Below are 23,716 nucleotides of genomic sequence, written 5' to 3'. Positions count from 1 at the left end.
AAACAGTAAATACCATGAAACGTAACGAATTGATAATCAAACTTCAGGAATGCGCCAATGCTTGTTTTCATTGTGCAGATGCATGCCTGCATGAAAAGGATGTCAGCCATATGGCAACCTGCATCCAAACAGATCAGGTCTGCGGTTCGGTATGCCTGACTACCAGTAAGGTGCTTTCCGGTACTTTCAAAGAAGTAGATGACCTCATAAAATATTGCGCAAAAATCTGTGGAATATGTGCCGAAGAATGTGGCAAACATGCGCATGACCATTGTCAGGCATGTGCCAAATCATGTCAAAGCTGCAAAGAAGCCTGTCATGCCTATTTGAACAATTAAGCCATAAATTAAAGAGGCTGTATCATAAATCGTCTTTCAAATTCCAGATTTGAGGAACTAAGGAATATTTTTTATGCCATCATTTGAGGGTCAAGGGAAAAATTTGCATATTCATTCATTGCAAGCGGTCAACAAAATAAGGATCCGCGCATTAAGGATAATTTTTGCAAATAGATCCTCGACTTTAACAATAAGGCAACATGAAAATCTTTCTTCCTATTCTTCTTTTGTCTACACTGATCTTTTTTTCCTGCGGCTCTGAAAGCCAAAAAGAACTCGCTCCGCCCAACATCCTGTGGATCTCCACCGAGGACATTGATCCGGCTTGGGGATGCTATGGGGATGAATACGCCTCCACACCAAATATCGACAAACTGGCAGCTGATGGTTTTATCTATACAAGAGCAAGTTCCAACTCCCCTATCTGCGCCCCGGCCCGGTCTACACTGATTACCGGCATGTATGCCACTTCCTTGGGAACCCAACATCTCCGTTCCGATGTGGCCCTTCCCAACGACTTGAAAATTTTGCCCGAAATCCTCCGGGAGCATGGTTATTATACCTCCAACAATGTCAAAACAGATTATAACTTCAGTGCCGAAGGCCGTTGGGATGATAGCAGCAATCAGGCCCATTGGCGAAACAGGAAAGAAGGACAGCCTTTTTTCTCCGTGGTCAATTTTATGATCACCCACGAAGGCCCCACCAACAATGCCGACCCCGAATCGGTAAAAAAGGACCTGAAGCTGAGACATGACCCTGCAAAAGCCCCTATTCCACCCTACTTCCCGGATACCCCCAAAATGCGGGAAATTATGGCCCATGCCTACGACCTGATCAGCATTTTTGACCAAGGAGTAGGGGATCTTGTCCAACAGCTTAAAGACGACGGGCTGTATGACAATACCATCATCTTTGTCTTTTCCGACCATGGTTTTGGCCTTCCCCGGCACAAGCGCTGGCTGAACAACTCCGGATTGCACATCCCCCTTGTCCTTCATGTTCCGGAAAAATACCGACATTTGGTCTCCAATCTGAAAAACCAAGAGGTGGATGACTTGGTGGGTTTTGTGGATTTTACACCTACTGTCCTGGGCTTGGCAGGCATAGCCCCTTCTTCCTATATGGAGGGAAATAATTTCCTAGGACCCAATGCCCTGAAAAACCAGTATAATTTTGGTTTTCGAAGCCGTGCGGATGATTGCCATGAGATGTCGCGGTCGGTTTCTGATGGGCAATACCTCTATATCAGACATTACCTGCCCCAACTCCCCTACATTCAAAATGCCATCATCTTCACCCAAGGCAAACAGGCCATGGAGGAAATCTACCGGGCAAGAAATGAAATGATCTTGCCTTTGAGCATGGAACAATATTATCATCCCAAATGGACCATGGAGTTATATGACCTGGAAGCAGATCCTTATGAATTGAATAACCTGGCGATGAAGCCTGAGCATCAGGAACGCGTCCGTTCATTCCAGAAAGAGCTGGATCAGTGGATGGTAAAGCACCGGGATTCCGGCATGCTCAATGAATCTGAATACATGCTTCGGGCACAAGGAAGTTCCGTCTATGAAATATTAAGGGATAGCACCCAATTCGATCCGGAGAAAACACTCGAAGCAATGAACCTGGTCGGGCAAATAGATGGGGGATCAACCCTAAAACGGATGCAGGATCAGGATCCCCTTGTCCGATATTGGGGCTTGATTGCTTTGGAAGCTGCCGGGCTGAATTCCAGCTTGTTACTTCAGGAACTGGAAAACATATTGGATGACCCTTCTCCAATCAATGCCATTCAGAGTGCCAAAATGCTGATCCAACTCAAAGAAGATCCCAAAGCCTATCAAACATTGGCAAAGTACCTTCAGGCGGAAGCGGAAACCACCGTCCTCCATGCTGCCATTGCCCTAAGACTACTGGAAGAAAAAGCCAAGCCGCTGATCCCTTTGGTCAAAGATGAAATCTATCCCAAATATGCAGGAGAGGTATGGGGCAGGTACAAAAGTTGGAGCTACCCCATGTTTATCGGCATGGCCTTAGACCAAGCTCGGATCAATTGCGGGGAAGAAATTCAGGTAAGAAATTAAAATGCCCAAAAAGTCAAAACCTGCCATCATCAAACCCTATCCGGAACCGAAAATCTCTGTGCCCAGATTTTCAGAGGAAGCAGGTTTTTACACCAGCCCGCAGCGCTCTTTCAATATGTCCCAAATAAAGGGCAAAAACACCAAACCGGAAAAACTGCTCAAAAAAGCCCTTTGGCATGCAGGCATCCGGCACAAAAGTAACAAGCGAAAACTCCCCGGAAAGCCCGACATCAGTCTGATCAAATACAAATTGGTGATTTTTGTGGATGGAGCATTCTGGCATGGGCATGATTGGGACCACCGCCAATCCACCATCAAATCCAACCGGGACTTCTGGATTCCGAAAATCGAGCGGAATATGCAAAGAGACCGGGAGATCAACCACTACTACCAATCCAAAGGTTGGACCGTGCTGCGGTTTTGGGATTTTGAGGTGAAGGGGGAGTTGGGGATGTGTGTGAAGCGGGTATTAGAAATATGCTCCAATACCCGATTTTCATCCTAAATTTGTGGCTCAGTTGAAAGAATGATTTCATTTCCTGTTTTATATACTATCAGCGTACCCTCAAAGTGGACAAATTTTCCGCCTCTCTTTTTGACATCTTTTAAGGATTTGATAAGTGATTTGATTTTTACCTTTTTCATTATTTCAAAGATTTAGTTTTTAAATAATTGATGTGACCCAATTTCATAGACATTTATTGCCGCTTTTTGGCAGACCTTTTAGCATGACCTTTTTATTGAACGTTCACTTGTTTACCAAGAATTCTTAATGTAGGTTAAGTTTTTCGGGGTTAGGTGGGGAGGAATGACTGCGGACCGGGCCGGCCTTGGCCTTGTGCGTGGATAGGATTCCGCAGTCTTGACTTTTTTGGTTACTTTTTTTGTCAAGAAAAAAAGTAACTATATAAATGGCATTTCGATATTATTAAGGTTGAGAATACAATATTTGGTAACATTCAGGATATTGGATACTCACCTTTGGTTCTTAGCTTTCCCAAGTTTAATTCAGGTGTGACAAAAAGCATCCCTATATGCTGGGATCCGGAATCATCTTCAATAGTAAGCTTTACATTGGTTTCGACTCCTTTGCCTCTTTTTACATGAAGTTCGGGTACAATTTTCTCTTGGCATAACCCGGTCACAATGCCTGAAAATTCTGATTTGTCTTCTTTAACGATCGTAACAGGATATCCCAAAAGATCCCGCAGATCAAACTCAACAACTTCTAATTCCTCAAGTCTTACCTTGTTGATTGGCACAAAAGATAAATCGGAAAAAATCACCTGAATATCTGCTGATGGTGTAGGGAAATGATCTCTCTCATCAAAATCCAGTAAATGATAAATCATGTTTGGATCTTCGTCCGGGTAAGGGGTATGGAACCTTACCACCTGTCCAACTTTGTTTGGTCTCATAATCGGTCTTGCAGATTTTAGAGCGTTGCCCCCGCTTTTATATTTGATGTTCTATTGATTCGTTTAAAATATTTCCCTGATAATCTAATTTTCCCAGTTTTTGACTGTTCTCATTGCACAAATAGCCTCCGATAAAATCCGCTTCTGCTATCTTAAAATGAGTAACATAATCTTTGATGATCTTTCCGGCCGTAGCAATAAAGTCATCTTCGCCTGGCATATAAATGACTTTTTTAAATACCAAATCCTTTGCTGAGACAGATGATACCTTGAGTTCTCCTCCAAAATATCTTTGGATTTGTTCCAGCTGGGATACAGGGCCAAGCCCGATGTACATTTGATGGGAAATGGGTAAGAACTTTGGATAATGTAGGTTGACCTTCTGCATAAGCGCAAAAGCAGCCAAGGTTGCAGCCTCAGGATCAGGATACCAGCAGTCGATCTCAAATGTGGTATAATCATACCTGAGAAAAGCCCCCTTCATCTGCTGGAAATTCAGGAAATAGGGTTTTGTCTCATTTTCATCAGGTTCATAGCTGATAGCAATCAGATATTCACCGTCAAATCCCAAAAGTTCTATATACTTGTTATCAGGATCATCATCTGAGATGTTCCAGTTTGGAGAAAGAGAAGGGGGAAAGAATGCTTTATACATAGACATTTTGTTTATTTGGTTGACAAAACTGACTATCTTAATATAAGAGAAAAATTCAAAATGTTTACAATAGTAAACAATTTTATTTTATGGATATCAAAGAAAAATTCGGATTAAGGCTCAAAACCCTCAGAAAAGAAAAAGGCCTGTCCCAAGAGGAACTGGCCGAAAGGTCCGGTCTTAACAGACCTTATATCTCAGGCATAGAACAGGGGAAGAGGAATGTTTCTTTAGAAGTGATGGAGAAGTTGGCGGTGGCGATTGAGGTGGGGATTGGGGAGTTGGTGAATTTTTAAACACTCTTTAATTGTAATAATCTTTCTTTCAACGCGAAAGCAATTGTTCTTTTCACCAAAGTATTGGCATTTTTGAAAGTGGTTTTTTTCTTTAACTCTTCTATTTTCATCGTCAAGAGCAATTTCCCAAAACATTCATCTGCAAAGCCATGAGAGATAAAATCCACACCTGAAAAGTCAAAAGTCACAAATTCGTTCCTAGCTAAAGCAGAAGAAATTTCCTTTCGGATTTCTTCTCCGAGAACTCTTGCTCCCAGAATATTACCAATATGTGAGAAGTTAATTGTCATACAATTGCATAATATGGTTATCCGCTTCTTTGCCAGTAACCCAATATCTACTACAAACAGGACGGAAGTCCGAAGTCGGAAGACCGATGTAACGGACATTTCAGTTTCCTGGTGAGATTTCTAATGAATTACCATTTTACTGGCATCATTTCGCACATACATTTACATAAACCAAAAAATCGAACCTAAAGTTATCTTTATTTATTTTATTGTAAGTTTTGTGACAGCCGATGTCAACTCACTAGTTTTTGGTGGGATAATACTGCATTTTTGAACAATTCTGTTAAAAATTAAAGATATGATAGTTTTTGCTATAGTGGAAACATTAACATTATATTTGTAACCATTGTATAAGGTTTAATAATTTGGTTATGAAAAAATATTATTCGCTTGCTGAAACTGCTGACATTGTGGGCAAAAGCAAAGAAACATTGAGAAGATGGGATAAAGAGGGCATCTTGAATGCTGTACGTGAACCTGTTTCCAACTATCGTGTCTATAGAAAAACTGATGTGCAATTGCTCCTTGGAAGCATGTTTGACGAAGTAATTGAGAACGAAGTGTCTAATTTCGTAGAGCCAGAATATGAATATACAGTTTTAGAGCTTTTTGCAGGAGCAGGAGGATTAGGTATTGGATTGGAAAAAGCAGGAATAAAATGCGTTGCCTTAAATGAAATTGACAAATGGGCTTGTGAAACTTTGAGAAATAATAGACCTAATTGGAATGTTCTAGAGGGAGATATTAAAGACTTTAATTTTTCGGAATATAGAAATAAAGTGGATGTGGTAACAGGTGGGTTTCCATGTCAAGCCTTTAGCTATGCTGGTAAAAAACTAGGACTCAATGATGCAAGGGGAACACTGTTTTATGAATTTGCCAGGGTAGTTCAGGAGGTGAATCCGGCAATTTGTATAGGAGAAAATGTAAGAGGTTTACTAAGCCATGAAAAAGGCAAGACCTTACAAGGCATGATTTCTATTTTGGATGAAATCGGGTATAGAGTAGTACCCGTAAAAGTTTTAAAGGCTATTCATTACCGCGTACCTCAAAAGCGGGAACGATTGATTTTGGTCGGAGTCAGAAAGGATATTAACATTGATTTCAATTACCCAAAACCACATAAAAGGATCTACAATTTGGAAGATGCGCTGAAGAAAGGGTCATTGTTTGACACAGATGTTCCCAAATCATCTGGTGCAAAATATCCATCCTATAAAAAGAAAGTATTGGATATGATTCCTCCAAAAGGATATTGGCGTGACCTTCCTGAGGACATCCAAAAAGAATATATGGGCGGAAGCTTCTATCTGGGAGGAGGCAAAACAGGTATGGCTAGAAGAATTGGTTGGGATGAACCCTCTCTTACTTTGACATGCAGCCCTGCCCAAAAGCAAACTGAAAGATGTCATCCTGAAGAAACAAGGCCTTTCACTGTTAGGGAATATGCAAGAATTCAAACTTTTCCAGATGAATGGAAATTTGCAGGCTCGCTTGCTCAACAGTATAAGCAGATAGGAAATGCTGTGCCCGTTAACCTAGGTCAGGAAGTAGGATATGCTATTGTGAAGTTTTTAAACAACTATTATTCAGATAAATTTTCTAAAGTAAATAAGGCTTATAATTTGTCTAGATAAAAGAGTTTCTTTAGTTTGTATGAAATTCTTCATACAACATGCAATTACTTCCTTGGATTTCAGATGAATTTCTGATTAATGCCGTTGAAAAACTCCTCATCATAGCTGATAAATCACTCCAAAAATCAGAAACTGATTTCAATAAAAATGTTCTTGATCCGTTTTCGGCGATTTTTCAGATTGCAGGATTTAATATCTCGCATGATGAATGGTTGATTGCAGAAAAAACTCGTCAGGCACAGAAATCTCTTCAAAATCATGTGGGGGACTTTCACCAAATTATCCTAGGAGGAGTTGGTAGCTGGGAAAATTTGGAAACAGGTCAGATCATGGATTTAGTCAACCATGATAAAAAAATAATTGCTGAAATTAAAAACAAATATAATACCGTCAAAGGATCAGATTTGTCAGGACTTTACCAAGCGATGGAGAATTTGGTCAGTAATAAATATAGCACCTTCAAAGGCTATACAGCTTATTATGTGACCATAATCCCAAAAAAACCTACCAGAATAAATACTTTCTTTAACCCATCTGACAAAGAAAAAGGAACCAAGTTTTCAGAAAATCATGATATCAGACTTATTGATGGGGCAAGTTTTTATGAAATCGTCACAGGAGACCCAAACGCCTTGTTTAATTTGTACCAAACACTTCCCACGGTTATCCAGAAGCTTACGGGAAAAGAATTTAAAAGTGATACCATAAACCAAATGATAAAATACTTTGAACTAGCTTATGGAAGTTCGCACTCTAAGGGATAAATACATAATACCATTTACCTTTTCTAATGAAAGTAGGACAAAAACTTTGGAAGCGAGAAGAACTGATTTTGGCAATAAATCTCTATTGGAAGCTTGAGTTTGGAAAAATACACCAAGGAAACCCTGAAGTAATCAAGCTTGCCAAATTACTAGGAAGAACTCCTAGTTCAATTGTTTTCAAACTTGGAAATTTTGGGAGCTTCGATCCTAGTTTACAGGAAAGAGGAGTCGGAGGCTTAAAAAATACCAGTAAATTGGATGAAAAGATTTGGAATGAATTTTATGGGAATATTGAAGAGACGAGTTTTGAAAGTGAAAAATTGAGAGCCAAATTTGAACATGTTACAGTTGAGGTCTTGAATGATATAGATGAAGCGGATTTACCTAAGGAGGGGCTTGTACGGGAACAAATAGTTAAAACCAGAGTAAATCAAAATTTCTTCAGAAAGGCGATTTTAGCATCATATAAAAACACCTGTTGCATTACAGGAATTAATCATCCTAGTCTACTAGTTGCAGGTCATATTATCCCTTGGAGTGTTGATGAAAAAAACAGGATGAATCCCAGAAATGGGCTTTGTCTTAATCCTCTCCATGACAGAGCTTATGAATTAGGTCTAATAACAATTGATACTAATTATCAAATATTGGTTTCGACAAAGGTTCCAGAATTACAAGGAACAGATGTGGCTAATTTATATTTTGAAAAATATCATAAACAAAAAATTTTATTGCCAGGAAGATATCTCCCAGATAAGGAATTTTTAGATTATCATTTTACAACCAGATTTCAAAAATAAAATCACAGAATCCTTTCTGGAAAAATTTGACCTATACCTACTAAATCCAAATCCCTAATCATAATCTCCATACCTTCTATCTTAAATTCATTCCAGATGTAATATTTCAGAAAATCTTTCATTTCTGAAGTGATTTGTTCGAGGGATATTCCAAATTTTAATAAATCCTCATCCTGAACAGTGACATTATCTAAATCTGCAAATCCAAATTGGCCTAACCATTCTATGGGAGCATTGTATTTTAACAAAACAGATCGGTAACTGTCCACATAATCAGACTTCCCGATTTGAAAGTAAATTTGACTGGGATTACCAAAGTGGAGATAATTTGAGCCTTGATGCAATACTAAACCCTCCTCTTTTATCTTTTCGTAGGAATTCAAATCAGTTGCATGATATAGCGGAATTACCTTGCCATATTGTAATTCAAGTGCTTTAAAAAAACCATCATCTTCCAATGAATGAAACATCAATTCAAGTATTCTTTGGTTAGTGGTTTGTTCCATATTTAACCCATCCGCATAACTTTCCACTTCACCCAAATACTCCTCCAAAATCCTGATTTTACCCCCCATCTCCATGCCCGCAAGATGAACAGCTAAAAAGTAGAGTACAAGTGATTGACAAAAACTGTCGGGATATATTTCCCTGATGCCTATAAAAAACAATGCGACCAAAAATCTGCTCTTCAAAGGAAACCGATATTCCGCTACTAATCGACCCCGCCTACCGGAATTTGCTACCAACAAAAATCCACCCGACTTTAATTTCCGATCGCCCAAAAATCTTGAAAGTTAACTTCCAAATCTATAAAGCTGCGTTTATTATCAAGACCCAAATGCTGCGTTTATAAAGATTACCGTAGCAATGTACCAGAGAAGGAAGACGGAAGCAACTATACCGCCGGTTAATAATACTGTCTTTCCCACACTAACTTTTTTGACTTTTATTTTTTCGATGTCCTCAAGCCTTATTGAAACCGGATCTCCTGCGTTTCCCGTTGCTCCAAATCCCCTTATAACCCCCTCTTCGGTACTGACAAATTGCATCATCTTGAAGCTTCCGCTTTTTTGCCAGACCTGTATTAAATCTCCGGGTTCTAATTTTTGAACTTGCTCTGCTATGGAAGCGGAATCAGATCTTGGTTCTACCTTTTCCAGGCTCATATAGGTCTTGCATGAATTGCCCATCATTAAAATAAAGAGCATTAGTCCAATCAGGCGGAAATTTTTCATAAGATGTTTGGGTAAAAGTTTAAATTAAAAATAAGCGTTTCTTACCGATTTGAAAATAGACGGAAAAAATAAATTTCTGTATCTGAAGTAAAATAAAAACGAAAGTTTTGTTTATTTGGTTTTTGGACGATTAATATGTTGTTTATATCGAAAATGTGCGTGTCTCCACTATAAGGTTTACTTCCCTTGGAGTTACAGACTTCTCTCTACTTCCCTGTCGGCCGACAGGGAAATGACAAGGATAAATTTTTCAACATTAGAGGTCATCCCTCCAATAACTCAATTCTTTGTGCTTTTTACTACTTGTCCGCCGAGAAGGATGTTACATGGTACTCCCTCAGACCCACATTCCCACCAAAGCAAAAGGCAGCATCACCTAAAAACCCTGAAATCTAACTTCCAAGTCTACTATTGCGCACTCCATGCCGCCAATAAAATAATACCCACAATAAGGTAAGCAGAAGCTACTACAGCACCGGTTAATAATACTGACTTTCCCACGTTGAATTTTTTGGCTTCTATTTTTACGATGTCATCAAGCCGGATTGAAATCAGATCGGCTTGGTTTCCTTTTGCCCCGAATCCCCTTAAAACCCCCTCTTCGGTAATGACATATTCCATCTCCTTGATGCTTCCGCTTTTTTCAAAGACCATGATTAAATCTCCGGGCTTTAATTTTTGGACTTGCTCTGCAATGGAAGCGGAATCAGTTTTTGGTTTTACCCTTTCAAGGCTTTTATAGGTTTTGCATGAATTGCCCGTCATTAAAATAAAGAGCATTAGTCCAATCAGGCGGAAGTTTTTCATACGTGGGAAGGGTGAAGTTTTATTTAAAAATATACGATTGATTCTGATTTATAATTAAACAAGAAAAATAAATTTCTGTACCTGAATTGGTCTGGAATTTCACCAATACATGGCCCGCTTTCAGAGTCGGTTTTTCCACAACAACGAGCCGATTTTTACTTCCCCCAGATCACGGAGACCGCGCAGATGTTGTAGACGACTTTTTCTGTGGAAGGTCAGGGAAATCATTTAAATTGACTATTTTGCATAAGTACAAGTGCAAGAATGTTTATAAATGCACATGTACATATGCATAAATTGATTAATATTGCATAAATACATGTGCAGATATGGAAGATCTATTGTTAAATTCTGAGAATCTCCTCAATAGAGTCTCTTTGACTTTCAGACGGTATCTCTATTTTCAAATCAATTGGAATAACAGGTTGATAGGAATCAAAGGCTCAAGGGGTACAGGGAAGACGACCATGCTATTGCAATGGCTGAAGGAAGTGGATATTCCAACAAGACAAAAGGCTTATTTTTCATTGGATGATATATTTTTTGCAGGAAACAGCTTAGTTGAAACAGCGAAGTTATTTTACCAGCAAGGAGGAAAAATACTTGTTTTGGATGAAGTGCATAAATATCCAACCTGGGCTCAGGAAATAAAAAATCTATATGACAGGTTTCATGATTTACAGGTAGTGTTCACAGGTTCTTCCATAATTGACATTTCCAAACAGGAGGGTGATTTGAGTCGAAGAGCATTGATGTATGAACTAAAAGGGCTTTCATATAGAGAGTTTTTGGATTTTCAATATGGCATAAAATTCCCTAAGCTTAGTTTGGAGGAAATTCTGACCTCAGAGGGTATTGTCAGAAAAAAATTTCCGCAAGAATTTAAACCCCTTGCAAATTTTCAAGAATATCTGAGGTTTGGATATTATCCTTACCAGGCAGAAGACAGATTGGGATATTTTCAGCGGTTAAGGCAACAAACAAGGTTGATTGTGGAATATGATATGGCTGAATTGAAGGGCTTTGATATTCGACACGCAAAGAAGATGATGCAATTGTTATTTGTGGTAGCGCAACAGGTACCATTTAAACCCAATATTAATAGCTTGGCAGAGAAAACCGGGATTCACAGAAACTCCATCAACAATTATCTCTACTTTTTACAAGAAGCAAGGCTATTGACTTTGCTATATCCGGCAGGAAGTAGCGTTGCTGTCCTGCAAAAACCTGAGAAAATCTTTTTGGAAAACACCAATCTACTATTTGCACTTTCTAAGGAAACTCCGTCAACTGGTACAGTAAGAGAAATATTTTTTAGTAATCAGGTAGGTTCGATGCATAACACAAGTTATCCCAAATCAGGTGATTTTTTGGTTGATGGAAAATTCACATTTGAAATAGGGGGTAAAAACAAGGATATGAGTCAGTTGTCAAATGTTGAGAATGCATGGGTAGTCAAAGACGAAATAGAATATCCAGTTGGAAAATCCCTTCCATTGTGGCTGTTTGGCTTTTTGTATTAGTAGAAAGTCTCCCGCGGAATCAGTAGCATAGATTCAACGATTTGGGCGAAATCAGTGGGAAAAATACCGTTCCTTATCCCTGGCTTTCTAAAATTACCCCCTCTTTGTTACAAAAAAGTCGAGAATTAACCCCCTCTTTGTTACAAAATAGTCTATAATAACCCCCTCTTTGTTACAAAAAATCATTATTTTTACCCCCTCTTTGTTACAAAGCATAAATGATCTTAAGAAATTCTTACAAAAAGCTGATCCAATGGAAGGATTCTGAAAACAGAAAGCCACTGTTGATCAGAGGAGCAAGACAAGTTGGAAAAACTACATTAGTCAGACAATTCTCTAGTGAGTTTTCTGTTTATTTAGAGTTGAACCTTGAAAAAGAAGCTGATAAAAAGCTTTTCGAATTGGATGAAACTAATAAAATCCTAAATGCGATCTATTTGTACAAGGGAGTAGTTCCCGAAAAAGGCAAAACACTGCTTTTCATAGATGAAATTCAGGAAAGCCCAAATGCCATCAGTCAGCTAAGGTATTTTTTTGAAGAACATCAAGATATACATGTTATAGCAGCAGGATCCTTATTGGAGTTTGCTTTATCAAAAGTGCCTAATTTTCCAGTAGGAAGAGTAGATTACCTTTTCCTTCACCCTTTGAATTTTGAGGAATACCTTGGGGCAATAGGTCAAAGCCCAGCTTTGGAAGTATTGAGGAAAGTCCCTGTTCCTGAATATGCATATCAAACCCTGAAAAAGCATTTCCATGATTTTACTTTGGTCGGAGGTATGCCCGGGATTGTTTCAGAGTATGTACAAAATAAAGTTTTTGCCCTTCTGTCTGAACGATACACTAAATTATGGCAATCCTATAAGGATGATGTGGAAAAATATTCTAAAAATGAGACTGAGAGACGGATTATCCGACATGTAATCGATACGGCCCCTTTCGAATTGGACAGAATTAAGTTTGAAGGATTTGGAAATTCCAATTACCGAAGTAGAGAGGTCGGCGAAGCGCTCAGGGCATTGGATATGGCTAAATTGATCCGGTTGGTTTACCCAACTACATCCGTTAAACCGCCTTTGGTGGTTGATTATAAAAAGAGACCAAGGTTGCAGTTTGTGGATACGGGCTTGTGGAATCAGGCGATGGGTCTCCAAGCAAGCATGATTCAGGTAGAGGATTTAGATGATGTCCACAGAGGAAGGGTTATACAGCATTTGGTGGCACAAGAAATTAACTCTACTATAGAAAACAAAGACTCTGTCAGCCATTTTTGGGTCAGACAAGAAAAAGATTCCAATTCTGAGGTGGATATAATTTTTCCTTTTGGCAAATTTCTTATACCTGTTGAAGTAAAATCCGGGAGCTCAGGATCCCTAAGGTCACTCCACCAATTTATCGACAGGTGTAATCACTCTGTTGCGGTTAGATTTTATGCGGGAAAGTTTGAAATTGAAAATACAGAAACAATATCGGGAAAACCTTTCTATCTGATCAACTTACCGTACTATCTGGGTACCCAACTGGAATTTTATCTTGAATATTTCTTTCAAAACTATAACCATAAATAGACCACATACAACCTCATGTATGTGGTCTATTTAGTCATTCAATTCTTACCCCATCACCCGACCTTCTTCCAATACAATCTTAAAAGCAGGATCATCGTCGGTAAAGTTGACATGGATGATCTTTTCGGCTTTGGCCAATAGCACCCGGCTTGAACTGTCCAAGTGGCGTATATAGACTGTCTTGCCCATTTTTTCATAGCGCTCTGTTATTTTGCCTGCTTTCCTGAAAATCGATGACAATTTCTCGGGGTGGACTGAAAATGAGAAAATAATTTCGGATGTCCGATGACCGATGTAGGTTTGTGAAATTCTAGGGGAGCGGATAACCACATAAAGTGTAAACAGAACCAAGAAGAACAGGTTGATCATTGTTGCATAAGCTGCGCTTCAAGAAGATAAGGGGAATATTTTATCGTAGATTTGTATTTGATATAGAGCATTTCTTTATCATCAACCTTTCAGCCTTTGAACTACCTTCAGTTTATCAGAAAAAATAGGGTCCTGGTCATTTTTGGCATCATGATGACTGCCTTATCGAGCTTTGGGCAGACATTTTTATTGGCCCTGTATGTTCCCTTTGTGATGGAGGAGTTTACACTTTCCAACGGATTGATTTCCACATTTTATGGCGTAGCTACCATTGTCAGTGCCACATTGTTGCCCAAGGTTGGCAAGCTGATTGATACTATTCCTTTAAAAACTTTTACTTTGGCGACAACGGCATTGTTTATTATCTCCCTGTTGTTTTTCAGTTTTGCGCAGTCATGGTGGTATATTCCGGTGGCATTTTTGGGGCTGAGGTTGGCCGGGCAGGGTTTGTATTCCCATATTGCGATTACTTCCATGTCCCGTTATTTTGATGTGAACCGGGGCAAGGCCATTTCATTGGCTTCTTTGGGACATCCTTTGGGTCAGGCCGTATTACCGGCTCTTATTTTGATATTGATCGGTGTGGTGGGATGGCGGGAATCCCTTTGGATCAATGCAGCTTTGGTGTCGACGTTGGTCATTTTGTTCACGGTATTTGTACTGAAGGAGGAGTATTTGAAGCCTGAAACTGAGGACAAATCCAATACTAGTGCAAAAGAGAACAAGGTGGATAAAATCCGTCAACGGGACATCATGAAATCCAAAGAATTTTGGTTGTTGGCCCCGAATATTTTCTTTATTCCCTTTGCCATTACCGGTCTTTTCTTTTACCAATTTGCCATTGTTGAATTCAAAGGTTGGAATCAGGGAATCATCGCAGGGGGCTTGACGGCCTTTGCTATGGCAAGTGCATTCAGTATATTGACGGCAGGACCTCTGATTGACAAATACCGGGCAAGGGCATTTTTCCCCTTTTATCTGATTCCGTATTTTATTTCACTGATGGTCATTTGGTTGGTACCTAATCTTTGGGCCATGTATGTGTATATGGTATTTATGGGTTTGTCGGTGGGATTTGGCAGTGCCACTGTGGCTGCACTGCAGGTGGAGTTTTTTGGTCAGAAATATATCGGAACTGTCCGGAGTCTGTTCTCCTCCATTATGGTCCTGAGTTCTGCCGTAGGGCCTACATTATTCGGGGTGATATTGGATGCAGGCTTGGGTTTTGAGACTGTATTTCCTGTCACTTTGGGGATATTGGCCCTGATCATTTTTCTCTCCATACGTTCCATTCCCAAGTATTCCGTGGCGAAGTGGAAGTTTAAGTTGAAAAGAATCGGGAAAAATCACAAATTCCCCCTGTTCAGCATCTGAATCACTTTCAGGATCTCCTCATCCATTTCCTTGTTTTTGTCAGCGTATTTTTCCTTGGAAGTCATCCCGCCTTTGATACTGATATAATAGGTCATTTTGGAATCTGTAGGAGCAAATGTTACGGACAGGTTATTGGTGGATTCCATTTTCAGGATATTTTCCTTGCTTCCCGCAAAGGAATTGACCTTATCGGTCATAATGCTGATTTTACTGCCTTTCCTGTAATCCGTGATGGTATTCAGCGGAAAAATCGACTCCAGGTACTTTGGATTTTTTCTGATCTTGTCCATGATGGAAAGCAGGTGGGTTTTTTGGGTTTTTGAGCTGATATCCACGGTAATGGTTTTTTCTTTATAAAAACCGAATTCCTGGTATATCTCCAATAAGTAATCAAAAAGTGTCAGGCCGGCTTCCCTATATTCATTTTCTTTTTTTGCAATGGCGAGGATGATTTCCGAAAATGACAGTTCGGAATGAAAAACCTGTTGGTCAATATTGAATCCACAGATAGGTTCATTTTCGGCGGTCTTTTGTATTTCCCGCACGGCATTTTTCAATTCTCCCGGCTCAATGATTTCACTGAGACAATTCAATCCGGACTTGATGGCCATGTATTCAATCAGATCGGAAGTATGAATGGATTTGACGCAGATCAGGTTTTCATATTTGTCGGAATCCAACCATAATTTCAACAAAATGGCAGCAACCTGATGGCTGTTCAATACAATAAAAGAGCCCTTTTTATATTTTCTGACAGCAAGGGTAATCCTTTCGTGATTGGGTTCCACTCCGATAATCAAACCATGTTCCTCTTCTATGGCCTTATTGATGGCAGGTTTTAAAGTCAGAAAATTGAACACATTGTCTATTTCATCTTCCTTACCTTCCAAAAACATCCATTCTGATTCCAATCCGGATTCCCGAATCGCACTGACCAAGGCTTCATCTTCAGAATAGGAGGCAATGAGTACTTTATTATTAACAGGTGGCTGATTTTCTTCTTGCAGTTCTTTAATTTGTTCCATTTGAAGTGATTCCATTGTCATTTATTAAGGTTGGTATTTTTGCCAAATTAAAGCGCAGAAGAAGCCCTCTAGAGTTGCGATTGATTATTTGGAAGGTTATCGGTTTCTGGGAAAAAAATCAAACATCCTAAGCGCCGGCAAAACCAAATGTGTGTTTCAATTGAATATATACTGTAAAGGTATTGAAAGAATAGGGCAATATGAAGTAAAAGTTAAGGTTTAGGCAATTCTGCTACTTAATATCTCTTAATCACAGGCTTTGATCCGGGAATTTTACAGGAAGTTATCCACAGTTGAAAGTCCAAAACGCATAAGCGGGACTTGTATGGGGAAGTTTTTGTCGGAGAAATGATTTGAAATTGAAATCCCTTGGAATATTTCATTGCTACCGCTAACTTCGACAAAACCTCCACCAATGATAAAATTTCCTACCAAAGCCAGGTTGGCCCATATAGTTTTTGAGCATGACGATCGGGCTGCAAAAACATTTGATGTTGTCCTTTTGGTCCTGATTTTGGGGAGTGTTGGAGTGGTAATGCTGGACTCCGTGGTGGATCTTCATCTAGCCTATGGATCTTTTTTTTATGTTCTGGAATGGGCATTTACCATTCTTTTCACCATTGAATACGGTCTCCGCCTATGGTTGAGCAAAAGGAAATGGGGATATGTTTTTAGTTTTTATGGCATCGTGGATCTGCTAGCCATAGTGCCCACTTATCTCAGCATTTTTATTTTGAATACACAGTTTCTGGTCGTCATTCGTTCTCTTAGGTTGCTTCGGGTGATTAGGGTCTTGAAGTTGGGCAGGTATCTGAAAGATGCGGAATATCTTTCTGAAGCATTGAGGGCCAGCCGGAATAAAATCCAGATTTTCATAGCTTCCATGCTTACCATTGTGTTGATATCAGGTACGGTCATGTACATTGTAGAAGGGCCTGAAAACGGTTTTACCAGTATTCCTATGTCCATGTATTGGGCGATAGTAACTTTGACGACAGTGGGTTTTGGAGATATTACTCCCATGACATCTATAGGCAAATTTGTGGCTTCCATGATCATGTTGATGGGTTATGGCATTATTGCCGTGCCCACAGGGATAGTCACCTCTGAAATGACCGCTGCCAATGTAAGAAGGAAAATATCCCAAGAAAAAACCTGTGATTCCTGTGGGAAGACCCAGCATGATAAAGATGCCAAATACTGTAAATTCTGTGGGGATAGATTGAAATAAGGTTTATTCCAAGCTGAGAATTTCCTGAAGATCTTTGATGTGCCCAAACATCAATAAAATATCACCTTCCTCAATTTTTGTTTCTGGAGTGACTACACCTGCCACCTTTTTGATTTTGGATTTGATCCCAAAAATATTGAGCTTTTCTTCCATTTTGATCAGGGTGAGGATATTGATATTGTAATCCAGTCTGATTTTGGTCTCCGCTATGGTCAGTCCGACATATCTCTCAGGGACTTTTACCTCAATGATATTGTAATCATCGGAAACATCCAAGGAATCCAATACTCCTTTCATCTGTAGCCTTTTGGCCATCCTCTCGGCAGAATCTTCCTCAGGGTGGATGATTTCGTCCACACCTATGGCCTTGATGACTGTCTCATGGACTTTATTGATAGACCTGCTGATCAATCTTTTAACTTTGAGTTGTTTGAAAATTGCAGTCACCATGATAGAAGCGCCAAAATTCTCCCCAATGGCAATGACAACTACATGACAATCCTTTAGGGGGAGGGTTTTGACGGCATGCACATCGGTTGCATCCATGGTGATGGCATGAGTTATGGCATCCTTTAGCGGTTCCACTCTTTCCTCCTTGGAATCAACCCCAATTACCTCATGCCCCAAATCGGTGAGTCGGGCAGCAAGGTAGCCCCCAAAATTCCCTAAGCCTACGATGATATATTTCATATGGATGAATTTTTTTGCAAGTTATGTGATGAAAACACTTTCTTCAGGATATTTATATTTCAGGGTACGCACTTTTCTAAAGAAAGCCACTAAAATGGTCAAGGTCCCAACCCTGCCCATAAACATGATGACTGTGACCACAAGTTTACTGCCCGTGGTCAGGTCACCTGTAATTCCCAAACTCAGTCCTACTGTGGAAAAAGCGGAGAAAATCTCAAAGGCAACATGGATCAATGCCAATTCAGGATTGAAAAGGATGACAAGGAAAACCCCCAATCCGATGACAAGGAAAGATAGCAAAATGACAGCAAATGCCTTGCGAATGGTTTCGTTGCTGATCTGTCTGTTGAATACTTCCACCCGGTCTTTGGCTTTTGCAATGCTGATGGTATTCAATACGGCAACGGCTATGGTACTGGTTTTTAATCCGCCCCCTGTTGACCCCGGCGAAGCTCCGATCCACATCAGAATTAGATAGATCAAAATCGTCGGCATCGCAAGGGCACTCATGTCCACAGTATTGAACCCTGCAGTTCTTGGTGTGACAGCACCAAAAATCACCGTCACAAATTTGCCATAGCCACTCAATCCTTTGAGGGTATGTTCAGCCTCGAACAAATAATAGGTCACAATTCCCAAAACCAATAAAATAAAGGTAGTGTAAACGATTAACCTGATGTTGATATTGACCACTCTGGGGGCATGTCTATATTCTTCTTCCCCCGTGATCATTTTTTTTGTGCCGATGACCAAATGCCTGAGATAGTTATAATAGCCCAAGACCACAGGAAAACCAATACCTCCGATAATAATGGTAATGGCAATGATCAAGTGCATGTGATATGCTGTCCTAAAACCCGCTTCGTACAAGCCATTCCCTAAGGTGGAAAATCCAGCATTACAGAAACCTGAAATGGAATGGAATACCGCAAAAAAAACTCGGTCTCCAAAATTATCGAATAGTCCCTTGTCCACAACTGAATAGACCATTAAGGCCGCCGCGCCTTCTACAATCAAGGTAAACATGATTATTTTGATCAAAGAGGAATTGATGGCACTAATTTTTTCTTCGTTGATATAATCTTTCAGAAAAAGCTGATTTTGCAGTGAATAAGATCCTTTGAAGAAAAAACCGAAAAAGCTTGTGAAGGTCATCATCCCCAGACCACCTACCTGAAACAAAATCATGATGATAAATTGACCCATAAAAGTAAAATCAGAGGAAGTGTCCAATACTATCAATCCGGTAACACAAACAGCTGAGGTGGACGTAAAAAGTGCATCAATCAAAGAAATCCCATTATGGGTGGCATTTGGCAAAAGCAAAAGGCCGGCTCCTATCAGAATCACAATTAAAAAGCTCATAATAAAGACCATCGCAGGATGGATTGCAAGCTGATTCACATTCAGCGCCAACTTGCTGAGTTCAATCAAAAAAAGTATCAGAATGACAAGATTGGCAAGAAAGGTATTGATATGAAGATTGACGATTTTCTGTGAAAACCCCAGATTGATCCAATCCAAATTGACCATTGCTGCAAATAAAAGCAATAAGATGATAAAAATTTCTGTGATGAATCTAGCCCGTTTGTACCTTTCGAATTCAGAAAACAAACGGATAGTTAAGCCAATGGCAAGTAGTACCAGGATAACATTATAGAAAATTTTAAAAAATCCAATCTGGCTTTCTTCCGTAAATCCAAGATCATATACCAATACCGCAAAGGCCAAAAAGCTTAAAAGCTGAAGGACTTTGTTATTGACTCCAAAGATCTTTTTGATCAGGAGCAATCTTTGATCGGGACTATTGAAAAATGGATCCGAAGACATATTGATTTGCTGACGAAATGTAAGTATTGCCAATAATGAAAAAAAATAATAGGAATAAATTATTAACCCAGAAGAGAAGAATTACGAATTTGGAGTGATTTGCTGTAATCTATTCATTTAATTTAATCTTCTAAGGCAACAAAAACCATTCTAGATTGGCTTTCTGCACCATAAAGATAAAGTCTGTTTTTTTCAATCTGATAAGCTGGATTGTCCTGTTAACCAGTTTTATTGTTTTTTGAAGCTCCAGTAACCTTTTTTCATTAATTGTATAGCCTTTCACCAAAAATACAGGATGGTTCATTTGGTTCTCAGAATTGTCCATAACTTGTATATAGTCGGAAATTCCTATTGGGAATTTTCTCAGTCCAATCTTGGCAAACTCAATTTGTATTTGACTGCTATCAACCGGATACTGATAATAACTGAAATAGATATCAACAGGTTGTAATCCCTTTCCAATCCAAAATAGTTTAAAATCAAATACAAAATGGCGCCGGTCAGGCAGGCAGAGGCATATATTTCCTTGCTGAACAAAATCGGGATTTCATTGGTCAATGTATCCCGAATCACCCCGCCCATCACGGCGGTAAACATCCCCATGATAGCGGCAATTTCAGGCCTGACTCCCAGGCTGAGTGCTTTTTCAACTCCCAGGACCGTGAAAAAAGCAATCCCCAAAGTATCAAACAAAAACATGGTTTTTCTGAGTTTGAGCAAAAATCCCGGAAAAATAAATGCCGCTAAAACCCCCAATAAAATCGCATACAAAAAATGGATATCCCCGATCCAGACCAAAGGATAAGATCCCAACAGGACATCCCGCAATGTACCTCCGCCTATGGCCGTAATAAACCCGGTAAACCCTGCCCCGAAAAGGTCATGTTCCCTGTCCCGGACAGCCAGGGCACCGGATATTGCAAACACAAATGTCCCGATCAGTTCAAGCGGATATTGTAAATCCATATAATAATTTTATCAATAATGATTATCTGCTTCTTTTCCAGTAACCCAATATTCGCTTTCAAACGGGTCGGAAGTCCGATGTCGGAAGTCCGATGTACCGGACATTTCAGTTTCCTACCGAGAATTAAATTGAATTACCATTTTACTGGCATCATTGCGTACATACATATTTATCCATCCAAAGGAAATTGTTTTTTGATTGCCATAAAAGCATATCCTTGTTTTTTGATATTCTTTGCTAATTATCTATCTTATTGAAAAATATCACCATAGCCCAAAAACCAAATGAAAGAAAGATTGAATACTTCGATACAATCCCTCAGCCTTATTTTAGTGGCGGCCGGTCTGGCATGGGTGGTGTGGTCCAATGATACCACCATGAAGGATATGTTGACTTATCTGATTGTGGTGACTTTGGTGATTGAGGCATCGAGTCTTTATCTCATCGGTAAAATTTATCCGGAAAGCCATACCACTTACAAAATAGGCATCATTGCTTCTTTATTCATACTTATCGGTATAAAAAGTATGCTTCCTGATCTTTTTATTCCGCTGACCATCGCTGTTTTTGCAGTCAATTTTATGTATAATTTCTACACCAACAACAAAAGAAGGAAAGGGGCATTTAAAAGAAGGTCTAAGGATAGATTGAAATCAAGGTGATTTCTTTTCGGCATATAATTTGAGTTACTCTTATTAAAATGTTATATCAAGGAATGAAAAAATACCTGATTGTACTTCTCCTTATTTTTCCGGTGACCGTATTTGCGCAAGCCAAACTCGATAAACTCCTAAAAGAGAGGGATAGCATGCACAGAGAATGGAAATCCTCAGAATCCAAGAAGTCCGGGATTTTTGGCAACCGGACCAAAAAGGATATGATCGAAACCAATGATTGGATGGAGCGCATCATCCAAAAAGACAATCAGATCATAGAGGAATTGAGACTTCTGGGTGAAATCGAGAAAACAGAGATTACCTACGAAAAGAACGACTACAAATTTATTTCCCAAAAGCTGGAAAGAGAAATTGCCCTCTTAAAGAGAGCCTTGGAAGAAAAAGACCTTCAGGCCATAGAACAGCAATCAAGCAAAAGAATCTACGAATGGACTACTTTGATTTTTTTCCTCAGCACTGTTGGCCTTGGATATTTTTATTGGAAAAAGGTCCGGGCCTAATAATCCGCTATTCGACATTTGTAATGTCGAATCCCAGATAATCAGGATTTGTAATCCTGGTATCAGTCTGATATGGAACAAGCGGAATTGCAAATTCCCTTCATCTGTCCCCTCGATTTCAAATCCCGGGGAGCCGCTATTCGTCATTTGCAATGGCGAATCCAGATAAACAGGATTTGTAATCCTGGTATCGGTCAGGTTTGATCATTTGGGAATTACAAATTCCATTCATCTGTACTCGGGATTTCAAATCCCGAGGAACAAAGTCATAAATTTCTAATAATAGCTTTGCTTTATCCCGATACTAAACACCATAAACGAATAGTTGAAGGGCTGATTGCCATGGAGAAAGAAATTGTAGCGCGTACTTAAAGTCACTGAGGTAACTTTATCGATAGGAAGGTCAATTCCTGCTTGTGGGGTTAAGGAAAAACTCATGAACTTTCTTTGAACTTCATAAAAACCCACTTGCAGTACTTGATTGGAATGAGCGGTTCCGATTCCCATTCCCACCCACGGCAAAGCACCCACATTTTCTCCAAAGTAATAATGAACATTCCCCTGAATCGGGAATGTGTTTATCGTTCGAAACTGATTTCCATTAATAGCGGCATTGCCATCGTTCAATTCTTGCGTGAAATTATCAAAGCGTTGGGCAAAAACCTGCCATCCGAGCAAAAATCCAACAGAAACATTGGGTTTAACAGACCAGCGGTTTTCTATACTTACCCCGCGCCAGGACATTTGATTGATGAAATCATCCGACATTTTACCAAGAGGAACGGCCACATCATAGTTCATCCGAAAGTTATTTACCCGGAAGTTTGGCACCCGAATTTTTTCAGTTTGGGCATTTGCTGAAATACCAAAAGTGAGGATTGCTATAAAAACCAGTAATTTTTTCATCGTTTAACGGGTAAGGTAAGGTGATTGTAAAAACATTTGATCGATAGCTCCCAATGTGCGGTTGGTTAGGTTTGTGTTGTTGCCAGTGAATAGACCTGATCCAACACCATACCATACCTCAGGTATAATTTCGTTTCGTTGTGGAAGTGATTTTCCGTCCAGAAGTTCTACTATAATTGCACCGGTGCGGATATTGGAGGTAGTGATTTGAGGCGGAAAGAAGCAACAGCCGCCCCAGCCCCAGCCACCCCAGCCACCCCAGCCGCCCCAACCTCCCCACCAGGTGGAGAAATAGTTGTCAGATCGGTTTACACTTACCAAAACAAGATAGTCAGCCTGTGTAGCTAAATTATTATCTATAATTTCAGTGTAACCTGCTTGGTTCATATTGAATCGTACCCGATTCAAAACAAGGTCCAAATCCACTTCAAGGTTTGTATCTGATGCATTGGGATCAGTTAAAACAATTACTGTATCTGCCAAATAGTAAGTATTGATGGCAGGATTGCTGAAATCAAAATCAGGGTCTGATATTTCGGTAAATACTGAATCAAAATCTGATACAAATTCCGGTTCGATGGGGTAGCAGCTGCTGAACAGCAGGATGGAAACAAAAGTGAGCCCCTTAAACAGTTCTGATAGTTTTTTCATTGGAGGATAATTTGAAGGCAAATCTAGACATAAACTCTAAATTCACCTTTAATTTTTAAATCATTTCTCAAA

Annotated in this window: 27 protein-coding genes; 13 read left to right on the top strand and 14 right to left on the bottom strand. The window is 39.6% G+C overall.

Annotation, left to right across the window (positions count from 1 at the left end):
* Window positions 1-14 precede the first annotated feature (14 nt).
* The 3 genes from B9A52_RS05035 to B9A52_RS05025 all read left to right on the top strand — a co-directional run bounded on the left by B9A52_RS05035 (window position 15) and on the right by B9A52_RS05025 (window position 2,936).
* Window positions 15-338 carry a four-helix bundle copper-binding protein gene (locus B9A52_RS05035; protein WP_084119274.1) on the top strand — a complete coding sequence of 108 codons (324 nt, stop codon included), beginning with the start codon at window positions 15-17 and terminating at the stop codon, window positions 336-338.
* Between the two features lie 200 nt (window positions 339-538).
* The gene (locus tag B9A52_RS05030; protein WP_084119273.1) at window positions 539-2,431 is read left to right on the top strand and encodes a sulfatase-like hydrolase/transferase; all 1,893 of its coding nucleotides are present in this window, start codon (window positions 539-541) and stop codon (window positions 2,429-2,431) included.
* A 1-nt stretch (window position 2,432) separates the two neighbouring features.
* Window positions 2,433-2,936: a very short patch repair endonuclease gene (locus B9A52_RS05025; protein ID WP_084119272.1), complete on the top strand. Its 504-nt coding sequence runs from the start codon at window positions 2,433-2,435 to the stop codon at window positions 2,934-2,936.
* Here the strand turns inward: B9A52_RS05025 and B9A52_RS25420 are convergent.
* The 3 genes from B9A52_RS25420 to B9A52_RS05015 all read right to left on the bottom strand — a co-directional run bounded on the left by B9A52_RS25420 (window position 2,933) and on the right by B9A52_RS05015 (window position 4,504).
* The gene (locus B9A52_RS25420; RefSeq protein WP_157370073.1) at window positions 2,933-3,076 is read right to left on the bottom strand and encodes a hypothetical protein; all 144 of its coding nucleotides are present in this window, start codon (window positions 3,074-3,076) and stop codon (window positions 2,933-2,935) included. The two genes, B9A52_RS05025 and B9A52_RS25420, sit on opposite strands and share 4 nt — an antisense overlap.
* Window positions 3,077-3,390: 314 nt before the next feature.
* Window positions 3,391-3,849 carry a hypothetical protein gene (locus B9A52_RS05020; RefSeq protein WP_084119271.1) on the bottom strand — a complete coding sequence of 153 codons (459 nt, stop codon included), beginning with the start codon at window positions 3,847-3,849 and terminating at the stop codon, window positions 3,391-3,393.
* Between the two features lie 37 nt (window positions 3,850-3,886).
* Window positions 3,887-4,504 (bottom strand): hypothetical protein, encoded by a 618-nt coding sequence (locus tag B9A52_RS05015; RefSeq protein WP_084119270.1) that lies wholly within the window; start codon window positions 4,502-4,504, stop codon window positions 3,887-3,889.
* 89 nt (window positions 4,505-4,593) lie between these two features.
* On the opposite strand from B9A52_RS05015, the gene B9A52_RS05010 reads away from it, so the two are divergent.
* Entirely contained in the window at window positions 4,594-4,800 is a 207-nt protein-coding gene (locus B9A52_RS05010; protein WP_084119269.1) for a helix-turn-helix domain-containing protein, read from the top strand.
* On the opposite strand, the gene B9A52_RS05005 is transcribed toward B9A52_RS05010, so the two are convergent.
* A complete protein-coding gene (locus B9A52_RS05005; protein ID WP_172805168.1) occupies window positions 4,797-5,090 on the bottom strand; it encodes an STAS-like domain-containing protein in 294 nt (97 codons plus the stop codon). The two genes, B9A52_RS05010 and B9A52_RS05005, sit on opposite strands and share 4 nt — an antisense overlap.
* A 371-nt stretch (window positions 5,091-5,461) precedes the next feature.
* On the opposite strand from B9A52_RS05005, the gene dcm reads away from it, so the two are divergent.
* The 3 genes from dcm to B9A52_RS04990 are packed head-to-tail and all read left to right on the top strand — an operon-like array spanning window position 5,462 to window position 8,291.
* Window positions 5,462-6,727 carry a DNA (cytosine-5-)-methyltransferase gene (gene dcm, locus B9A52_RS05000; protein WP_084119267.1) on the top strand — a complete coding sequence of 422 codons (1,266 nt, stop codon included), beginning with the start codon at window positions 5,462-5,464 and terminating at the stop codon, window positions 6,725-6,727.
* Between the two features lie 38 nt (window positions 6,728-6,765).
* Window positions 6,766-7,491 carry an Eco47II family restriction endonuclease gene (locus tag B9A52_RS04995; RefSeq protein WP_084119266.1) on the top strand — a complete coding sequence of 242 codons (726 nt, stop codon included), beginning with the start codon at window positions 6,766-6,768 and terminating at the stop codon, window positions 7,489-7,491.
* A 26-nt stretch (window positions 7,492-7,517) separates the two neighbouring features.
* Complete coding sequence (locus tag B9A52_RS04990) at window positions 7,518-8,291, top strand: HNH endonuclease (RefSeq protein WP_084119265.1); 774 nt, start codon at window positions 7,518-7,520, stop codon at window positions 8,289-8,291.
* A 2-nt stretch (window positions 8,292-8,293) separates the two neighbouring features.
* Here the strand turns inward: B9A52_RS04990 and B9A52_RS04985 are convergent, their stop codons facing one another.
* The 3 genes from B9A52_RS04985 to B9A52_RS04975 all read right to left on the bottom strand — a co-directional run bounded on the left by B9A52_RS04985 (window position 8,294) and on the right by B9A52_RS04975 (window position 10,333).
* Window positions 8,294-8,983 (bottom strand): hypothetical protein, encoded by a 690-nt coding sequence (locus B9A52_RS04985; RefSeq protein ID WP_157370072.1) that lies wholly within the window; start codon window positions 8,981-8,983, stop codon window positions 8,294-8,296.
* A gap of 135 nt (window positions 8,984-9,118) precedes the next feature.
* A complete protein-coding gene (locus tag B9A52_RS04980) occupies window positions 9,119-9,526 on the bottom strand; it encodes a hypothetical protein (RefSeq protein ID WP_084119263.1) in 408 nt (135 codons plus the stop codon).
* Window positions 9,527-9,934: 408 nt separating this feature from the next.
* The gene (locus tag B9A52_RS04975) at window positions 9,935-10,333 is read right to left on the bottom strand and encodes a hypothetical protein (RefSeq protein WP_084119262.1); all 399 of its coding nucleotides are present in this window, start codon (window positions 10,331-10,333) and stop codon (window positions 9,935-9,937) included.
* Window positions 10,334-10,662: 329 nt separating this feature from the next.
* On the opposite strand from B9A52_RS04975, the gene B9A52_RS04970 reads away from it, so the two are divergent.
* Both B9A52_RS04970 and B9A52_RS04965 read left to right on the top strand, forming a co-directional pair.
* Window positions 10,663-11,856 carry an ATP-binding protein gene (locus tag B9A52_RS04970; protein WP_084119261.1) on the top strand — a complete coding sequence of 398 codons (1,194 nt, stop codon included), beginning with the start codon at window positions 10,663-10,665 and terminating at the stop codon, window positions 11,854-11,856.
* A 218-nt stretch (window positions 11,857-12,074) separates the two neighbouring features.
* Window positions 12,075-13,424 (top strand): ATP-binding protein, encoded by a 1,350-nt coding sequence (locus B9A52_RS04965; protein ID WP_084119260.1) that lies wholly within the window; start codon window positions 12,075-12,077, stop codon window positions 13,422-13,424.
* Between the two features lie 45 nt (window positions 13,425-13,469).
* Here B9A52_RS04965 and B9A52_RS04960 read toward each other — a convergent pair whose 3' ends face one another.
* The gene (locus B9A52_RS04960; RefSeq protein ID WP_084119259.1) at window positions 13,470-13,793 is read right to left on the bottom strand and encodes a hypothetical protein; all 324 of its coding nucleotides are present in this window, start codon (window positions 13,791-13,793) and stop codon (window positions 13,470-13,472) included.
* 96 nt (window positions 13,794-13,889) lie between these two features.
* Here B9A52_RS04960 and B9A52_RS04955 point away from each other — a divergent pair, with 96 nt between their 5' ends.
* Window positions 13,890-15,167 (top strand): MFS transporter, encoded by a 1,278-nt coding sequence (locus B9A52_RS04955; protein WP_231955496.1) that lies wholly within the window; start codon window positions 13,890-13,892, stop codon window positions 15,165-15,167.
* On the opposite strand, the gene B9A52_RS04950 is transcribed toward B9A52_RS04955, so the two are convergent.
* Window positions 15,140-16,207 (bottom strand): phosphohexose mutase family protein, encoded by a 1,068-nt coding sequence (locus B9A52_RS04950; protein ID WP_157370071.1) that lies wholly within the window; start codon window positions 16,205-16,207, stop codon window positions 15,140-15,142. The genes B9A52_RS04955 and B9A52_RS04950 overlap by 28 nt on opposite strands.
* A gap of 400 nt (window positions 16,208-16,607) precedes the next feature.
* Between B9A52_RS04950 and B9A52_RS04945 the strand changes: the two genes are divergently transcribed.
* Window positions 16,608-17,423, top strand: a complete 816-nt coding sequence (locus B9A52_RS04945; protein WP_084119257.1) for an ion transporter — start codon at window positions 16,608-16,610, stop codon at window positions 17,421-17,423.
* Between the two features lie 3 nt (window positions 17,424-17,426).
* Here B9A52_RS04945 and B9A52_RS04940 read toward each other — a convergent pair whose 3' ends face one another.
* The 3 genes from B9A52_RS04940 to B9A52_RS04925 form a co-directional block, all read right to left on the bottom strand.
* On the bottom strand, window positions 17,427-18,113 hold the full coding sequence (locus B9A52_RS04940; RefSeq protein ID WP_084119256.1) for a potassium channel family protein: 687 nt from the start codon (window positions 18,111-18,113) through the stop codon (window positions 17,427-17,429).
* 21 nt (window positions 18,114-18,134) lie between these two features.
* Window positions 18,135-19,943, bottom strand: coding sequence for a TrkH family potassium uptake protein (locus B9A52_RS04935; protein ID WP_084119255.1), 1,809 nt, complete (start codon window positions 19,941-19,943; stop codon window positions 18,135-18,137).
* Between the two features lie 363 nt (window positions 19,944-20,306).
* Complete coding sequence (locus B9A52_RS04925) at window positions 20,307-20,909, bottom strand: trimeric intracellular cation channel family protein (protein WP_084119253.1); 603 nt, start codon at window positions 20,907-20,909, stop codon at window positions 20,307-20,309.
* Between the two features lie 285 nt (window positions 20,910-21,194).
* On the opposite strand from B9A52_RS04925, the gene B9A52_RS04920 reads away from it, so the two are divergent.
* Both B9A52_RS04920 and B9A52_RS04915 read left to right on the top strand, forming a co-directional pair.
* A complete protein-coding gene (locus B9A52_RS04920; RefSeq protein ID WP_084119252.1) occupies window positions 21,195-21,572 on the top strand; it encodes a hypothetical protein in 378 nt (125 codons plus the stop codon).
* A gap of 53 nt (window positions 21,573-21,625) precedes the next feature.
* Window positions 21,626-22,087 (top strand): Clp protease ClpB, encoded by a 462-nt coding sequence (locus tag B9A52_RS04915; protein WP_084123395.1) that lies wholly within the window; start codon window positions 21,626-21,628, stop codon window positions 22,085-22,087.
* Between the two features lie 276 nt (window positions 22,088-22,363).
* Here the strand turns inward: B9A52_RS04915 and B9A52_RS04910 are convergent, their stop codons facing one another.
* Together B9A52_RS04910 and B9A52_RS04905 are read right to left on the bottom strand one after the other, a co-directional pair.
* Complete coding sequence (locus tag B9A52_RS04910; protein ID WP_084119251.1) at window positions 22,364-22,993, bottom strand: hypothetical protein; 630 nt, start codon at window positions 22,991-22,993, stop codon at window positions 22,364-22,366.
* A gap of 3 nt (window positions 22,994-22,996) precedes the next feature.
* Complete coding sequence (locus tag B9A52_RS04905) at window positions 22,997-23,644, bottom strand: DUF4136 domain-containing protein (RefSeq protein ID WP_084119250.1); 648 nt, start codon at window positions 23,642-23,644, stop codon at window positions 22,997-22,999.
* Window positions 23,645-23,716: the final 72 nt, after the last annotated feature.

Source organism: Aquiflexum balticum DSM 16537 (assembly GCF_900176595.1).
Taxonomy (GTDB): domain Bacteria; phylum Bacteroidota; class Bacteroidia; order Cytophagales; family Cyclobacteriaceae; genus Aquiflexum; species Aquiflexum balticum.
The sequence above is the reverse complement of the archived record's forward strand: the minus strand, read 5'-3'. Positions and strand labels throughout refer to the sequence as shown.

What these genes read in the sequence shown, in the direction of transcription:
- B9A52_RS04995 (WP_084119266.1), top strand. Translation starts at nt 6,766, where the DNA reads ATGCAATTACTTCCTTGGATTTCAGATGAATTTCTGATTAATGCCGTT.
- B9A52_RS25420 (WP_157370073.1), bottom strand. Translation starts at nt 3,076, where the DNA reads ATGAAAAAGGTAAAAATCAAATCACTTATCAAATCCTTAAAAGATGTC.
- B9A52_RS04940 (WP_084119256.1), bottom strand. Translation starts at nt 18,113, where the DNA reads ATGAAATATATCATCGTAGGCTTAGGGAATTTTGGGGGCTACCTTGCT.
- B9A52_RS05020 (WP_084119271.1), bottom strand. Translation starts at nt 3,849, where the DNA reads ATGAGACCAAACAAAGTTGGACAGGTGGTAAGGTTCCATACCCCTTAC.
- B9A52_RS04905 (WP_084119250.1), bottom strand. Translation starts at nt 23,644, where the DNA reads ATGAAAAAACTATCAGAACTGTTTAAGGGGCTCACTTTTGTTTCCATC.
- dcm (WP_084119267.1), top strand. Translation starts at nt 5,462, where the DNA reads ATGAAAAAATATTATTCGCTTGCTGAAACTGCTGACATTGTGGGCAAA.
- B9A52_RS04920 (WP_084119252.1), top strand. Translation starts at nt 21,195, where the DNA reads ATGAAAGAAAGATTGAATACTTCGATACAATCCCTCAGCCTTATTTTA.
- B9A52_RS04910 (WP_084119251.1), bottom strand. Translation starts at nt 22,993, where the DNA reads ATGAAAAAATTACTGGTTTTTATAGCAATCCTCACTTTTGGTATTTCA.
- B9A52_RS05030 (WP_084119273.1), top strand. Translation starts at nt 539, where the DNA reads ATGAAAATCTTTCTTCCTATTCTTCTTTTGTCTACACTGATCTTTTTT.
- B9A52_RS04915 (WP_084123395.1), top strand. Translation starts at nt 21,626, where the DNA reads ATGAAAAAATACCTGATTGTACTTCTCCTTATTTTTCCGGTGACCGTA.
- B9A52_RS05015 (WP_084119270.1), bottom strand. Translation starts at nt 4,504, where the DNA reads ATGTATAAAGCATTCTTTCCCCCTTCTCTTTCTCCAAACTGGAACATC.
- B9A52_RS05035 (WP_084119274.1), top strand. Translation starts at nt 15, where the DNA reads ATGAAACGTAACGAATTGATAATCAAACTTCAGGAATGCGCCAATGCT.
- B9A52_RS04950 (WP_157370071.1), bottom strand. Translation starts at nt 16,207, where the DNA reads ATGGAATCACTTCAAATGGAACAAATTAAAGAACTGCAAGAAGAAAAT.
- B9A52_RS04925 (WP_084119253.1), bottom strand. Translation starts at nt 20,909, where the DNA reads ATGGATTTACAATATCCGCTTGAACTGATCGGGACATTTGTGTTTGCA.
- B9A52_RS05010 (WP_084119269.1), top strand. Translation starts at nt 4,594, where the DNA reads ATGGATATCAAAGAAAAATTCGGATTAAGGCTCAAAACCCTCAGAAAA.
- B9A52_RS04945 (WP_084119257.1), top strand. Translation starts at nt 16,608, where the DNA reads ATGATAAAATTTCCTACCAAAGCCAGGTTGGCCCATATAGTTTTTGAG.
- B9A52_RS04975 (WP_084119262.1), bottom strand. Translation starts at nt 10,333, where the DNA reads ATGAAAAACTTCCGCCTGATTGGACTAATGCTCTTTATTTTAATGACG.
- B9A52_RS04960 (WP_084119259.1), bottom strand. Translation starts at nt 13,793, where the DNA reads ATGATCAACCTGTTCTTCTTGGTTCTGTTTACACTTTATGTGGTTATC.
- B9A52_RS04970 (WP_084119261.1), top strand. Translation starts at nt 10,663, where the DNA reads ATGGAAGATCTATTGTTAAATTCTGAGAATCTCCTCAATAGAGTCTCT.
- B9A52_RS04935 (WP_084119255.1), bottom strand. Translation starts at nt 19,943, where the DNA reads ATGTCTTCGGATCCATTTTTCAATAGTCCCGATCAAAGATTGCTCCTG.
- B9A52_RS05005 (WP_172805168.1), bottom strand. Translation starts at nt 5,090, where the DNA reads ATGACAATTAACTTCTCACATATTGGTAATATTCTGGGAGCAAGAGTT.
- B9A52_RS04980 (WP_084119263.1), bottom strand. Translation starts at nt 9,526, where the DNA reads ATGAAAAATTTCCGCCTGATTGGACTAATGCTCTTTATTTTAATGATG.
- B9A52_RS05025 (WP_084119272.1), top strand. Translation starts at nt 2,433, where the DNA reads ATGCCCAAAAAGTCAAAACCTGCCATCATCAAACCCTATCCGGAACCG.
- B9A52_RS04990 (WP_084119265.1), top strand. Translation starts at nt 7,518, where the DNA reads ATGAAAGTAGGACAAAAACTTTGGAAGCGAGAAGAACTGATTTTGGCA.
- B9A52_RS04965 (WP_084119260.1), top strand. Translation starts at nt 12,075, where the DNA reads ATGATCTTAAGAAATTCTTACAAAAAGCTGATCCAATGGAAGGATTCT.